Source organism: Microcoleus sp. A003_D6, assembly GCF_036702825.1.
In the GTDB taxonomy this organism is placed as follows: Bacteria; Cyanobacteriota; Cyanobacteriia; order Cyanobacteriales; family Microcoleaceae; genus Microcoleus.
Window position 1 is genome coordinate 1 of record NZ_JAUBWA010000159.1, and the last position, 12,786, is coordinate 12,786.

The 12,786-nt window shown below is 45.7% G+C and carries 14 protein-coding genes, 1 pseudogene and 1 riboswitch; of the genes and pseudogenes, 8 read left to right on the top strand and 7 right to left on the bottom strand.

Annotated elements, in window-relative coordinates; genetic code table 11:
• Window positions 1–227 (top strand): hypothetical protein (locus QUB70_RS28675; protein ID WP_332984999.1); only part of this gene is annotated, 227 nt, incomplete at its 5' end.
• 31 nt (window positions 228–258) lie between these two features.
• On the opposite strand, the gene QUB70_RS28680 is transcribed toward QUB70_RS28675, so the two are convergent.
• From QUB70_RS28680 to QUB70_RS28690, 3 genes are all read right to left on the bottom strand, one after another.
• Window positions 259–756 (bottom strand): hypothetical protein, encoded by a 498-nt coding sequence (locus tag QUB70_RS28680; protein WP_332985000.1) that lies wholly within the window; start codon window positions 754–756, stop codon window positions 259–261.
• 641 nt (window positions 757–1,397) lie between these two features.
• Complete coding sequence (locus tag QUB70_RS28685; RefSeq protein WP_332985014.1) at window positions 1,398–3,539, bottom strand: PAS domain-containing sensor histidine kinase; 2,142 nt, start codon at window positions 3,537–3,539, stop codon at window positions 1,398–1,400.
• A gap of 150 nt (window positions 3,540–3,689) precedes the next feature.
• Window positions 3,690–4,034 carry a slr1659 superfamily regulator gene (locus QUB70_RS28690; protein ID WP_332985001.1) on the bottom strand — a complete coding sequence of 115 codons (345 nt, stop codon included), beginning with the start codon at window positions 4,032–4,034 and terminating at the stop codon, window positions 3,690–3,692.
• A 650-nt stretch (window positions 4,035–4,684) separates the two neighbouring features.
• Here QUB70_RS28690 and cynS point away from each other — a divergent pair.
• Window positions 4,685–5,128 carry a cyanase gene (gene cynS, locus QUB70_RS28695; protein ID WP_332985002.1) on the top strand — a complete coding sequence of 148 codons (444 nt, stop codon included), beginning with the start codon at window positions 4,685–4,687 and terminating at the stop codon, window positions 5,126–5,128.
• 367 nt (window positions 5,129–5,495) lie between these two features.
• On the top strand, window positions 5,496–6,878 hold the full coding sequence (gene clpX, locus QUB70_RS28700; protein WP_332985003.1) for an ATP-dependent protease ATP-binding subunit ClpX: 1,383 nt from the start codon (window positions 5,496–5,498) through the stop codon (window positions 6,876–6,878).
• 31 nt (window positions 6,879–6,909) lie between these two features.
• Here the strand turns inward: clpX and QUB70_RS28705 are convergent, their stop codons facing one another.
• Window positions 6,910–7,122 (bottom strand): hypothetical protein, encoded by a 213-nt coding sequence (locus QUB70_RS28705; protein ID WP_332985004.1) that lies wholly within the window; start codon window positions 7,120–7,122, stop codon window positions 6,910–6,912.
• A 9-nt stretch (window positions 7,123–7,131) separates the two neighbouring features.
• Window positions 7,132–7,278, top strand: a riboswitch (cobalamin riboswitch).
• 22 nt (window positions 7,279–7,300) lie between these two features.
• On the opposite strand from QUB70_RS28705, the gene QUB70_RS28710 reads away from it, so the two are divergent.
• A complete protein-coding gene (locus tag QUB70_RS28710) occupies window positions 7,301–7,711 on the top strand; it encodes a DUF1636 domain-containing protein (protein ID WP_332985005.1) in 411 nt (136 codons plus the stop codon).
• A gap of 190 nt (window positions 7,712–7,901) precedes the next feature.
• A complete protein-coding gene (cobW, locus tag QUB70_RS28715) occupies window positions 7,902–8,942 on the top strand; it encodes a cobalamin biosynthesis protein CobW (protein ID WP_332985006.1) in 1,041 nt (346 codons plus the stop codon).
• A gap of 47 nt (window positions 8,943–8,989) precedes the next feature.
• Here cobW and QUB70_RS28720 read toward each other — a convergent pair whose 3' ends face one another.
• On the bottom strand, window positions 8,990–9,376 hold the full coding sequence (locus QUB70_RS28720; protein ID WP_332985007.1) for an aspartyl protease: 387 nt from the start codon (window positions 9,374–9,376) through the stop codon (window positions 8,990–8,992).
• The gene (locus QUB70_RS28725; RefSeq protein ID WP_332985009.1) at window positions 9,373–9,696 is read right to left on the bottom strand and encodes a hypothetical protein; all 324 of its coding nucleotides are present in this window, start codon (window positions 9,694–9,696) and stop codon (window positions 9,373–9,375) included. The genes QUB70_RS28720 and QUB70_RS28725 overlap by 4 nt, the downstream gene beginning before the upstream one ends.
• A 317-nt stretch (window positions 9,697–10,013) precedes the next feature.
• Between QUB70_RS28725 and QUB70_RS28730 the strand changes: the two are divergent.
• From QUB70_RS28730 to QUB70_RS28740, 3 genes and pseudogenes are all read left to right on the top strand, one after another.
• Window positions 10,014–10,226: pseudogene (locus QUB70_RS28730) on the top strand (CobW family GTP-binding protein); the annotation flags it as partial.
• A gap of 138 nt (window positions 10,227–10,364) precedes the next feature.
• Window positions 10,365–10,583: a hypothetical protein gene (locus tag QUB70_RS28735; RefSeq protein WP_442927846.1), complete on the top strand. Its 219-nt coding sequence runs from the start codon at window positions 10,365–10,367 to the stop codon at window positions 10,581–10,583.
• Between the two features lie 124 nt (window positions 10,584–10,707).
• The gene (locus QUB70_RS28740) at window positions 10,708–11,388 is read left to right on the top strand and encodes a CADD family putative folate metabolism protein (RefSeq protein ID WP_332985012.1); all 681 of its coding nucleotides are present in this window, start codon (window positions 10,708–10,710) and stop codon (window positions 11,386–11,388) included.
• 437 nt (window positions 11,389–11,825) lie between these two features.
• Here the strand turns inward: QUB70_RS28740 and QUB70_RS28745 are convergent, their stop codons facing one another.
• Window positions 11,826–12,446: a prepilin-type N-terminal cleavage/methylation domain-containing protein gene (locus QUB70_RS28745; RefSeq protein WP_332985013.1), complete on the bottom strand. Its 621-nt coding sequence runs from the start codon at window positions 12,444–12,446 to the stop codon at window positions 11,826–11,828.
• Window positions 12,447–12,786 lie beyond the last annotated feature (340 nt).

The following is a 12,786-nucleotide window of genomic DNA, read 5'->3' on the forward strand; positions in this document are numbered from 1 at the left end:
CAAATGCTAAAACTTCGTTGTGGTTACCTCAACGATCTCTTGGCCATTTGAGGCTTTTGCAAAACCGGGATGCTCCCATTGGTCGGTCTGTCCATATAAATTGGATGCAGCGATCGAGCAAATACTTCACGGATGTTGAAGGAGAAAGTTTGCTGGCAGTATATCAATTTTTGGCAATTTATGCTAGAGATAAGTTCGTTTTGTTTTTTTCGATCGCTGGGGACTAACCGTGGAAACTAGATTAGGCCCCTGCGATCGCTACCTGCTGACAGCAACAGCAGATTTTTTAGCCAGCTTTTTAAGCGGAGGCAAGGAGAAGGAAAGGCGTTTTTTCGGCAGCGAGACAGCAGGCGAAGCAAAAAGACTCGTTTCTACTTTACCTTCGTTTTCGCCTTCGGCTTTTGCTTTCAAACTAGAGTCTGTTTCGCAAGCGTCCTGAACTGTTGGAACTACTGTCCACCTGCCTGTAGCGGGATCGCGATAACAAGTGAAAGGATTTATTTTTAGCGGTTGACTGCAAGGTTTAACCATGTAGATGCACTCCTTTGATTCTGAGAACTTGCCCGCTGATGAAGGCGGCATTGCTATCTCGGCAGTATAGGCAGCAGTTTGAAGGCAGAAAGGATTCGGCAAAAGGCATCCATTATGTTTCTGCGTCCTTATGCCTTGGATAATTCCTGATTTCCTGTTAACTTTTGCCTTTGACTCGTTAGCGCCCATAGCATTACTTTTACCAAATTGCCTTTCTACAAGCAAACCCCCACCCCCCTATTAATCAGGTTGAGGTGCGACTTGTGAATGCAGCGAGGTCCCATATCCTGCCTGGGGCATAAGTTTGGGATAATACAACTATTTTAGGCTGGGAAAGGCGGCTACTTTGCGATCGGCAACAGAGGTCGATCGCGATCGGTGTCACAATTAAAACGGGAATTGGTCATTGGTCATTGGTCATTGGTCATTGGTCATTGGTCATTAGTCATTGGTCATTGGTCATTGGTCATTGGTCATTGGTCATTGGTCATTGGTCATTAGTCATTAGTCATTAGTCATTAGTCATTGGTCATTAGTTGTTAGTCATTGGTCATGGCGAATTATTGCATCTTTCACCCATCCGTTAAATCCGTTAAATCCATCGCGTACTCGTTGCCTTCTTCCTAACAACTAACAACTAACAACTAAGCTGTTAGTCATTTAAATTTCTTGTCTGAACCCCATACTGTAAGGGGTATAGACCACAAACAATGCAGTTTAAATGTCGAACAGCTTAACAACTAACAACTAACAACTAACAACTAACAACTAACAACTAACAACTAACAACTAACAACTAATGACTAATAACTAACAACTAATGACTAACAACTAATGACTAATAACTAACAACTAATGACTAACAACTAATGACTAATATCAACTTTTGCCTTTAATTGAACAGTAAAAGTAGAGCCAACACCCAACTGACTCTCAACAGTAATATCGCCGCCCATCATCTGACAAAACAAGCGGCTAATCGCCAATCCCAAACCGGTGCCGCCGTATTTGCGAGTAGTCGAAGCGTCCCCTTGCATAAAAGGTTGAAACAAACCCTCCTGCTGTTCTGCCGACATTCCAATCCCCGTATCAGATACCTGCAAATAAACCCAATCGCTGCCACCTGCTGGTTCGCGACTCGCGCCCAGCAGCACCGTTCCACCTTCGGTAAACTTCAGGGCATTCGAGAGCAAATTGAACAGAATTTGCCGGACTTTAGTCAAATCTGCATACATCACTCCCAAATTCACAGAGCAAGAAACTTGTAATTGATTGTGATTTTTTTCGACCAAAGGGTGCAAAGTTGCAACGACTTCTTCTATTAAATTTGCGAGGTCAAATTTTTCTAAGTAAAGCTCCATCCGACCGGCTTCTATCTTAGAAAGGTCGAGAATATCGTTAATTAAAGTCAGCAAGTGTTGACCGGCGTTATGAATTTTTTGGGTATCGGGGATGATGTTTTTGAGTCCCGATTCCAATGCTTCTTCTTCTAGCATTTCGCTGTAACCGATAATCGCGTTGAGCGGCGTCCGCAGCTCGTGGCTCATATTGGCTAAAAAAGTGCTTTTAGCTCGGGAAGCTGCTTCAGCTTTGTGTAAGGCTTCTTGCAAAGCTATTTCGGCTCTTTTGCGCTCGGCAATTTCGATGCGGAGCAGTTTATTGGCAGTGGTGAGTTGAGCGGTGCGCTGATCGACGGTCATTTCTAGCTGCGCTTTGGCTTTGGAGAGTGCTTCCTGAGCCCGCTGGCGTTCAAATCCTTCGATCGCCAGCGCTACCAAATTTGCCAAAGAATCGGCGAAGGTGCGCTCCTCCAGAGCCCACTGGCGGGGCGCGCCAATATGTTCGAGAGAGAGGATGCCCACGATCTGACCGCCGAGCCTAATTGCTACATTTAAGATGGATGAATTTGCCTTGCTGGCATTTGGCAGCACAGCAGAATGTTCCGCTAGCGAAGATGAGTGGGACAAATTTGTTTTTAGAGAGTTTTGAGTTTTTGGCGCCGGTTCTAAACCATTGTCCGATCGCAAGTTTTCCTCCGGTGCGTCGCCTTCGACATCTGAAATTGAAAATTTTAAATCGCTTGCCGATATGGACTCGCGGCTCAAATGATTCTCGTGGGTGCGATCGTACAAGTCGAGACAAACTAATTTGAGGTTGGGGATTTTAAACTTAGAACGATTGACCGACTCGTTTTCCTCTGGGGCGGCCGCCTCTGTATCGATTGCCTCTGTTTGGTTGTGGGCGATCGCTCTGTCGGTAAAATTTAGCTGGGGATCGATCGGGTAGCGAGTTCCAAATCTGAAATGGTTGTAAAGCCAGACGCTGACTTTTTCCACATCCAAAGTGCGGGCGGCAGCCTCGGTAATTTCGCGAATTCCCACATTCAGCGCACCGCTATTGATAGTCCTCTGCCGGCCTAGCTGCAACAAAGCCAGACTTTGGCGGCGGAGCCGCTTTTCGCTCTCTTGGAGGGTTTGTTCTGCTTCCTTGCGCTGGGTGAGGTCGTACAAGGCGCACAATGCTGTCTCTTGGCCGTTAAACAGCAGGGACTGAACGGAGATCATCGCCCAAAAGGGAGTACCGTCTGACTTTTTGCAGTGGAGTTCGTAGTTTTGGAGGTATCCGTCTTTAGCCAGTGCCTCAAGTACCTTTGGGCGATCGCCCGGGTTGAAGTAAAAGTCTGGGGTGATGCTGCCGATCAATTCTTCTAGGGGTATGTTCAGGAGAGAAGCCAATTGAGCGTTTGCATACAGAATTAAGCCGTCACAGAGGCGAGAAATCAATACCGGAACGGGAGTTGCCGAGGCGATCGCCCGAAACTGCTCTTCACTTGAACGCACTGCCAACTCAGCTTTGCCGAGCAAGAGAGCTTCCATCGCAGTCGAATGTTCGGTGGTAGTCTCCAGCACAATTTCTAGGTCAGTCTTTTCGCGCTTCAAGTTTTCAAGTTCGGCACTCAGCCGCTGAACGTGCAAAAGTAGCTGTTCTCTCGACGGTTCTTCCTGCATAGCAATTGACAATTGGTAATTTTTAGTCGGTTCTGAAGTTTTTTACTGTTTGCTGCCAACTTAACTATGACTTATTCGCATTAACTTCAGCCGATCTCATCCCGCTTCCCTGACGCGGGCTTGGGACTCACTTTTACCTTTTTCGATTTACTATTCCAATTCTAAGTGCAGGGAAGGCATCAACCGCTGCAAGTTTTTCAGCGATTTTCCCTGCCAGGGGATCTCTTTAGAGCCTTTCACGGCGATTTGAATATTCTTTCTCTGGCGCACTTTGATCACAAATTTGGAGACAATATTAATTCCCGAACTATTTAATAATTCTAGCTTTCGCAAGTCTAGAGTAATCGTGTTTGGTGAGGAGTCAACCACTTCGTTGAGCAGATCGACGATCGGCGCGTATTCTTCCATCTGGCTGAGCCGGAACGAGCCGCAGCAGGTGACTGTTTGGGTAGCGCGATCGTACTCGATGGTGTAATCTTTGGTCTTAATCTCCATACTTTTGTCAGTTGCCGGTTGTGAGCGGTAAAGGGGCTTTGGCTGCGGGAGCGAGGATTGAGCGTCAGGCTGGCACGATCTAAATTCGGCTGTTTGCCTGTGTTTGTGCAACTTGCACTACACATACAGCCAACTGTACCATTGCCCTAGGGCAGTTATGACTTATTTGGGGATTTATCTGGTGCAAGTTGTGGGTTTAAAACAGTAGCCTAAAAAGCAAGACAAGTCTTGCTTTTTCAGATTTTGACGAAAGCAAGCAATAATCGTTATAAACTGGAGAAACGCTTGATTAGTGCGGGAAGAATCAAGCTGACAGGGCGTGAAAACCACAGAAACACACACTCTTGCTCAAATTAATCATCAAAAAACCAAATATTTCAAGTCCTCTGTTAATTTTAGCAGTCTCTAACTGGGAATATCCGGCCAACCTGAGCAATCAGGAAGCTTTGAGCATCCGAGCTAGGCTAAACATAAACCGCTAAGTTTGACTTGCTGATTTCTTTTTGTTTTTAGAAGCGGTGGAGGAGACCAGCTTTTGCTGAAGTTCCTCCTCGATCGATTCGTTTTTTTTCTCGACTTGCTATTGACAAAATCCCCAAAATGTGAGATATATCTCATATCTTGCACCGCAGTGAGTTGGAGAATATTTAATGGCAATTTCAGAAATTACAGAAAAGCTTTTGGCTGCTAAAAAAGCTCAGGGAATTAGTTTTGCAGATTTAGAAAAACTTTTGGGTCGCGACGAAGTTTGGATTGCTGCGGTTATTTACCGCCAAGCTACCGCATCGGTCGATGAAGCCGAGAAAATTGGATTGGCTTTGGGATTGGATAGCGAGACGGTTGCGGTTCTCTGTGAACCTCCGTTAAAAGGTTCTTTGGAGCCTGCCGTTCCAGTTGACCCTCTGATTTATCGGTTCTATGAAATTATGCAGGTTTACGGGATGCCGCTCAAAGCAGTGATACACGAAAAATTTGGTGACGGGATTATGAGCGCGGTAGACTTTACTTTGGATGTCGAGAAAGAAGCAGACCCAAAAGGCGATCGAGTGAAAATAATTATGTCGGGGAAATTTTTGGCATACAAAAAATGGTAAGCCAGTGCGGCTTTACTTTCAAGTAAAAATTAAAAATGAAAAATTTGGTCTAATGACTAATGACTAATGACTAATGACTAAGGCCTCAAAAGTGTTAAGTTAGAAACAGAGATCGCGAAGCTTGACTCCGCCAAAAAACGGAGACAAGCCCCCGACTTAAGTCGTGCAGATCCCCAAATTTTAGACCCTAGTTCAGCTCCAAAATTCATCTGTGGAGTAAATCTAAAATCTAAAATCTAAAATCTAAAATCGACTGACTGGCTTGGGTGTCCGATCGGGAAACCTTTCTAGGGCAAGGCTAAGATCGATCGCGCGGCAACTTCCCCAGTCAAAGAAAGCAACCGCAACCGTAAAGTAAGAGGCAAATATGTCAAAATATGACTCCCATCTCAGATGCTCCTTTTGCGGCAAGTCGCAGGAGTACGTCCGCAAGTTAATAGCTGGGCCCGGCGTCTACATTTGCGATGAATGCGTGGAACTCTGCAATGAAATTTTAGAGGAGGAGTTCTTTGACTCCAGCAAAGCAATTGGTCAACAGATTCCCCAGTCAGAGGTGCGAGAGTCTCAGGGACAAGGAACGCGGCGGCCAGGTCGATCGAACAAATCGAAAATCGTATTAGCTCAAATTCCCAAACCCACAGACATTAAACACCATTTAGACAACCACGTCATCGGCCAGCATTCAGCAAAAAAAGTCCTTTCTGTAGCAGTTTACAACCACTACAAGCGCTTGAGCGCAGACCAAGCTAAAGACAGCGGCAAGTCTTCCCCTGACAGCGATGTAGAACTGCAAAAATCCAACATCATGCTAGTCGGCCCGACAGGTTGCGGCAAAACTTTGTTAGCCCAAAGTTTGGCGCAAATGCTCGAAGTCCCGTTTGCGGTAGCCGATGCGACGACGCTGACAGAAGCTGGATATGTCGGCGACGATGTAGAAAATATCTTGCTGCGACTTTTGCAAATGTCGGATTTTGATGTCGAATCGGCGCAGCGCGGGATTATTTATATTGATGAAATTGACAAGATTGCTCGCAAAAGCGAAAACACTTCGATCACCAGGGATGTATCGGGAGAAGGAGTGCAGCAAGCGCTGCTAAAAATGTTGGAAGGAACGGTGGTTAACGTGCCCCCGCAAGGCGGCCGCAAACATCCTTACCAAGATTTTATTCAAGTTGACACTAGCAAGATTCTATTTATTTGCGGCGGTGCTTTTGTCGGTTTGGAAAAAATAGTTGAACAGCGTTTGGGTAAAAAATCTTTGGGCTTTATTCAGCCAGCAGAAAGCGACAGCAACTCGACTTTGCCGGCGAAAGACAAGCGGGCTGCTGATATTTTGCAGCAGGTACAGCCCGACGATTTAGTGAAGTTTGGTTTGATTCCTGAGTTTGTGGGGCGGATACCTGTGGTGACGGTGATTTCGCCGCTGGATGAAGCAGCTTTGATGCAGATATTGACTGAACCCCGGAATGCGCTGGTGAAGCAGTATCAAAAGCTGTTGAACATGGACAGCGTGGAGTTGGAATTTGAGCCGGATGCGCTGCGGGCGATCGCCCAGGAAGCCTATCGACGCAAAACCGGCGCGAGAGCTCTTCGCAGCATTTTAGAGGAGTTAATGCTGGATGTGATGTACGAGTTGCCTTCTCGCAAGGATGTGGCTCACTGTATGATTACTAAGGAAATGGTGGAGAAGCGATCGACTGCCGAATTGCTGTGGCATCCCGCTTGGCACAAACAGCACGAAACAGCTTAATTTATAGTTTGTAGGGTGTGTGCAGCGCACCCTACAAACTACTAAACCAGCGCCCCGATTTATCCCTGGGATCGCTTTCTCCAATCTGAAATCTAAATTCGATTGGTGGCAAGTGCGGTACGATCTGAGATGTTGCACCATTGTCAGCAACAGGCTTTCCGGCCTGTTTCACAAAAGATAAATTTTCTCGCTTCACAGGCCCGAAAGCCTGTTCAGAAAAGGCTAATTGAGAATGGTGCAACATAATGAGGTATGATGTGAATTCGCGATCGGTTCTAGCGGGGAGCAGCCGCCAGAGGAAACGGGGAAAGTTCGGTGCAAGTCCGGCGCTGTCCCGCAACTGTAATGAAACCCTTGTGGTTTCTCAAGTCAGAATGCCCGCCGATATCTAACTCACTTTTGAACGCATCTGCGAGGTACGGATGATGGATGGAATTAATGCGGCTGTACGCACAAAGCACAGTCTGTTTGTTTGCACTGCTTGCGCGAGTGTTTGGAAAGACGGCAAGCGCGAAGGCAAAAGCGGCGGCCAACAATTTATGGAAGATTTATCGAAACTCGCTAAAGATTGGGAGTTTTCTGATAAATTTGAGATTCAAGAAGTTGAGTGCATGAGTGCTTGCAGTCACTCTTGTGCGGTGTCTTTTGCTGCTGTGGGAAAGTACACTTATTTGTTTGGTGATTTACCTGTAAATGAGCCGGAAAGCGTCGAGGCTGTACTGGAATGCGCGGGTCAATACTATGCTAAACCGGACGGTTTGTTGCCTTGGTCTGAGCGTCCTCAAGCTCTGAAAAAAGGCATTTTGGCTAAGATTCCGCCGCTGGGGAATTAGAGATAAGATGAGGCGATAAATTTTCGCTTTTACTCAAAGTCTAGATCCCCCTAAATCCCCCTTAAGAAGGGGGACTTTGAGTATTTCGAGTTTCTTCCTGTTTAAAACAGACTTTGAACCCTCTTGTCCCCCCTTCTTAAGGGGGGTTAGGGGGGATCTGAACCATAATTCTCAACCTGACAATAATTTAATGCACAAGATTCCTGTTACAGTTATCACTGGTTTTCTCGGTAGCGGCAAAACTACCTTAATTCGTCACTTATTGCAAAACAATCAAGGCCGCCGCATTGCTGTTCTGGTTAATGAATTTGGCGAAATTGGTATCGACGGAGAACTGCTGCGCGATTGCCAAGTTTGCGACGACGATGATGATGATGATAAAAATGTCACTAGCAATATTGTAGAACTCACAAATGGTTGTCTTTGCTGCACTGTTCAAGAGGAATTTTTGCCGACTATGCAAGAATTGTTGAAGCGCCGAGAACAAATTGATTGTATCTTGATTGAGACTTCGGGCCTGGCACTTCCTAAACCTTTGATTCAAGCTTTTCGCTGGCCGGAAATTCGCACGGGCGCTACTGTGGACGGTGTGGTTGCTGTTGTCGATTGCGAAGCTATTGCTAGCGGTTCTTTTGTGGGCGATATTGATGCTTTGATGGCACAGCGGCAGGCTGATTCTAGTTTGGATCACGAAACTCCGATCGAGGAATTGTTTGAAGACCAGTTGGGCTGTGCTGATATGGTACTTTTAACGAAGGTCGATCGCGTGGATGCGGAAACTCAACAGAAAGTTCAAACCTGGTTGCAGCAAGAGTTGCGCCCTAGTGTGAAAATTGTTCCGTCTAAGAGTGGCGAAATTAACCCTGATGTGCTGTTGGGATTTAATGCGGCGGTTGAGGATGATTTGGAGTCGCGCCCCAGTCACCACGACACGGAGGAGGAACACGAGCACGATGATGATATTAACTCGACTTTCTTTATTGCCGATCGCGAATTTGAACCTGAAGCTTTGGTGAAAAAACTGCAATCCTTGATGCAGCAGGAGGAAATCTATCGGATTAAAGGGTTTGTGGCTGTTCCCAAGAAACCGATGAGGATGGTGTTGCAAGGCGTGGGTTCGCGGATCGAACATTTTTACGATCGCCCTTGGCAACCTTCGGAGATCCGGCAAACCAAATTAGTGTTTATCGGTCGGGAACTCGACTCTGCTAAAATACAGTCATTCTTGTAGTTGAATCCGGGCGATCGCTTTTGTCATCAAGGGCGATCGATCTTCAGTCATTCTGCACTCGATACTGTTTCTAGCGTCAAAATGCCGATCGGTTTATTAACAACTAGCTGCATCCTGTCTAACCATTGGGAACCGATTAAAATCTCCGGGAGATCCTCTCCAACATGGACGGGAACGATCAACTCTTGACCGTCAATAATTACTCGACCTTCATAGAGGTCAAATAAAGCATCTCCCCGCGCTGTAGCTAGCTTGAATTTAGACTGAACTAACGGCCAATCCAAAGCCTCCATATCTTGAAAATTAATTGCCAGATAGCCTGCGGTAAAACCTGTATCTAGCATTACTTCCACTGGAAAAATCTCGCCATTAGATGCAATCAATTCAATCTCAAAAAACAATTCTCCGTTTTCCCCAAACCAACCTGATATCATATTCTGCCACAGGTTCCTGTTTCATTGAGGCGAAAGGTTGCTAGCATCACATTTTTATCGCCGTACTGTTCCTTAATTTTTTGAACAATACCTAAAAGTGTAGGGTCAAGCAAATACTCTTCGCTGTCCGGTTCGATCGCAATAAACCAATTGTAATACTCATCGATCAGTTCCGGGCGAATTCGCTCAAATATTGCTTGACCGCGTAAACGGAGTTTAGTTTTTTCTGCTTTGCGCCTTGCTAATTCTTCCGGTGGTGTAATCCGTTCGGGAGAAATTCTACCACGCAGCGCTTTTCGCTTTTCTGATAGTTGAGTCATGGTGTTTATTAGATTAAATGTATAGATTGATTTATGATAGCCCAACAACTATTATTTTTTCTATTTTTGGTAAAATCCGCCCTTAAAGTCCCCAATGAACAATTTATTAATATTTTGTAATATTAGACCTCTTGCAAAAATAACTAGGACGGGCAAGATGCCCATCCCACAATTTTTTTTTCTTGTGGAATGGGCATCTTGCCCGTTCCAGAATTTGATTAAAAGGATTTTTGCAAGAGGTCTATTCTTGCTACTAGCAGCAGGTCTGGTGTAGAATAGCGATAATGGTTATCATTGTACAAAAATCGAGGTCAAGTATGGTGACTGCTGGGGCGATCGAATCAGTTCCTGTTACCGTTCTCACAGGCTATCTGGGTGCAGGCAAAACTACGCTACTGAACCGCATTTTAACACAGGAACACGGCAAAAAAGTTGCAGTCATTGTCAACGAATTTGGCGAAGCAGGCATCGACAACCAACTGATAATTGATGCCGACGAAGAAATTTTTGAGATGAACAACGGCTGCATTTTCAGTTAGGAATGAGAATTAAATAACTTACACTCTTGAAAGTGGGGAGTAGGGGTTGGGCGGGACGCCCGCCCTTTTTGGACGGGCGGGACGCCCATCCCACAATAACAATTAAAATTGTAAGTTATTTAATTCGCGATCCTTACCACATTTTTATTAGCTTCCGCAGCCGCAGCCGGTCAAGTTTGTTTGCGGTACGAAGCAGAACAATTGCTGCAAATTCTAGAAGGTGCAGAGGGCGGTTTTTCCTGTCTCGCATGGCATCCCGACGGTCGGTTTCTCGCGGCAGGCGGTAGTGGCGGCGAATTGCTGGTTTGGTCGAAATCTATGCGCGGCAAAGGGTTCGGGCGGCGCTAAGCTGGCATGACGGGCGATCGCGCCAGTTTGACCAAAACATAAAAATTGAAAACTTGATCTTTACAAAATCCTAGATTACTATAACATTCTAGCTAGGTACTATCCTCAAAGGCGATCGACAATTATGACCCAACAGCAATTTCTCGAACAACTCAACACCATTCTCGACCAAAACCACCTGCTGAAACACCCGTTCTACCAAATGTGGAACGAAGGTAAACTCGACCTCGCAATGCTGCAAGAGTACGCCCAAGAATACTACCTGCAAGTCCACAACTTCCCCACCTACGTCAGCGCTACGCACGCCGCCTGTGACGACATCAAAATTCGTCAAATGCTGCTCGAAAACCTGATAGAAGAAGAGAGAGGCGCTGCAAATCACCCCGAACTGTGGCTGCGCTTTGCCGAAGGTTTGGGTGTAGACAGAAACGCAGTTCTCGATCGCGAACACTTAGAAAAAACCACCGAATCCGTCCGCATTCTCAAAGACTTAGCGCGCAGCGAATCTCCCGCCAAAGGTTTGGCCGCCCTTTACGCTTACGAAGCGCAAATCCCCGAAGTTTCTACAACCAAAATAGCTGGTTTGAAGGAATTTTACGGCATTGATTCAGAAGCGGCTTTGTCTTTCTTTAAAGTCCACGAAAAAGCTGACGAGTTCCACTCGCAAGCCACCCGCGAAGCGCTGTTGCAGCTTTGCCAAACTGAAGAAGCAAAACAGGAAGCGCTGTTAGCCGCCGAGAAAGCAACTTTTGCTTTTAATTTACTGCTTGACGGCGTTTATGAAACCTATTGTCAAGCTAAGTAAGCAGAACCTCTATATGTAGCCCATGTAGGGACACGGCAATGCTTAAAGCGTGTCAACTTAAGGTCAAACCTATTCACAGAATGCTGTTTGACGATTAGGCTCAGATCCTCCCTAGTCCCCCTTAAGAAGCTATGCCTTAAGCTGTTACGCATTTAAAATAGTATTGTAGGGTGCGTCAGCCCTTTCTCGTTTCCCTTGTAAACGTAAGTGTTCTAGCTGACGCACCCTACAGGCCTGTTACGCATTTAAAATAGTATTGTAGGGTGCGTCAGCCCTTTCTCGTTTCCCTTGTAAGCGTAAGTGTTCGCTTCTGACGCACCCTACAGGCCTGTTACGCATTTAAAATAGTATTGTAGGGTGCGTCAGCCCTTTCTCGTTTCCCTTGTAAACGTAAGTGTTCGCTTCTGACGCACCCTACAGGCTGACGCAACTCTATATCAGTAGCAATATCTTCCGTCTTGAGCTTTGCTTTGTCTTTTGGAGGTGCGCTGATGTCCTAAGAGAGTGGAGATAATAACGCATCGATCGCCATTTTTGAGATTAGGATGAGATAGTGTGATGTTTCCTTTTGCTAGAATGCTTGTGAGGCCGCATTCATCAGTTTTGTTGTACACTGGGCAACCTCGGTAATTGAACATGGCTCGCCAGACTGTTCCATCTTGTGTTACTAAATTCGTGTTTTCATTGACTTTCCGCAATGTTGTATCGTTTGTATTTATCTGAATTTGATGTTCTAGGTTTTTCCATTGGTTGGCTGGTACTTGGGCTGGGGAAATGTCGGATTTGTGAATTGCTACCTGTACATTTTCTCCTACTTGTTTGAAGCTGGCTTGCCATGAGGTTTTGTCGCGTTTGGCGTTGCTTTGGGCTAGTTCCATTGCCCAATAAGCTCGATCGAGCGATAGCTTTAAACGGTGGTTGTTGATGAACATCAGCCAGCTTGGGGCGGCGATCGCACAAAATATGCCTATGATTAAAATAATTATCAATAGCTCGATCATTGTAAAACCTGCGGCAGGTGTAGTGGCTCTGCCTTTGAGCGTTTTATTTTTTGACACGTAGATGCACTCCTTGATATTTAGCTTGAAAAAAAAATAGCTAGGAGCAGCTATTTTTGCTTGGGTTTATTTTAAATTTTGAGTTTGGTTTTGTGTAGATCGGTATTTACTGAAAAATTATGCCTATTTACAAAAGCTGCGGGTAAGTAGAGGCCGGGCAGCCCGATCGCAGAAATCGCCGGTATTGATTCGATCGCACGGTGTGGGTGAGAGTCGTGATACCAATTTAATGTGAAGTTGCACATATCTCGATCCCCCTAAATCCCCCTTAAGAAGCAGGGTGGATTAATTGTCATCCTAGAAATAGGTACGTAGTTGGGCTTTAGCCCTCTTGAGACGT

Bases quoted from the DNA above. Each gene is read 5' to 3' on its own strand.
- QUB70_RS28685 (WP_332985014.1), bottom strand. From the start codon at position 3,539: ATGCAGGAAGAACCGTCGAGAGAACAGCTACTTTTGCACGTTCAGCGG.
- QUB70_RS28690 (WP_332985001.1), bottom strand. From the start codon at position 4,034: ATGGAGATTAAGACCAAAGATTACACCATCGAGTACGATCGCGCTACC.
- cynS (WP_332985002.1), top strand. From the start codon at position 4,685: ATGGCAATTTCAGAAATTACAGAAAAGCTTTTGGCTGCTAAAAAAGCT.
- clpX (WP_332985003.1), top strand. From the start codon at position 5,496: ATGTCAAAATATGACTCCCATCTCAGATGCTCCTTTTGCGGCAAGTCG.
- QUB70_RS28705 (WP_332985004.1), bottom strand. From the start codon at position 7,122: ATGTTGCACCATTCTCAATTAGCCTTTTCTGAACAGGCTTTCGGGCCT.
- QUB70_RS28710 (WP_332985005.1), top strand. From the start codon at position 7,301: ATGATGGATGGAATTAATGCGGCTGTACGCACAAAGCACAGTCTGTTT.
- cobW (WP_332985006.1), top strand. From the start codon at position 7,902: ATGCACAAGATTCCTGTTACAGTTATCACTGGTTTTCTCGGTAGCGGC.
- QUB70_RS28720 (WP_332985007.1), bottom strand. From the start codon at position 9,376: ATGATATCAGGTTGGTTTGGGGAAAACGGAGAATTGTTTTTTGAGATT.
- QUB70_RS28725 (WP_332985009.1), bottom strand. From the start codon at position 9,696: ATGACTCAACTATCAGAAAAGCGAAAAGCGCTGCGTGGTAGAATTTCT.
- QUB70_RS28740 (WP_332985012.1), top strand. From the start codon at position 10,708: ATGACCCAACAGCAATTTCTCGAACAACTCAACACCATTCTCGACCAA.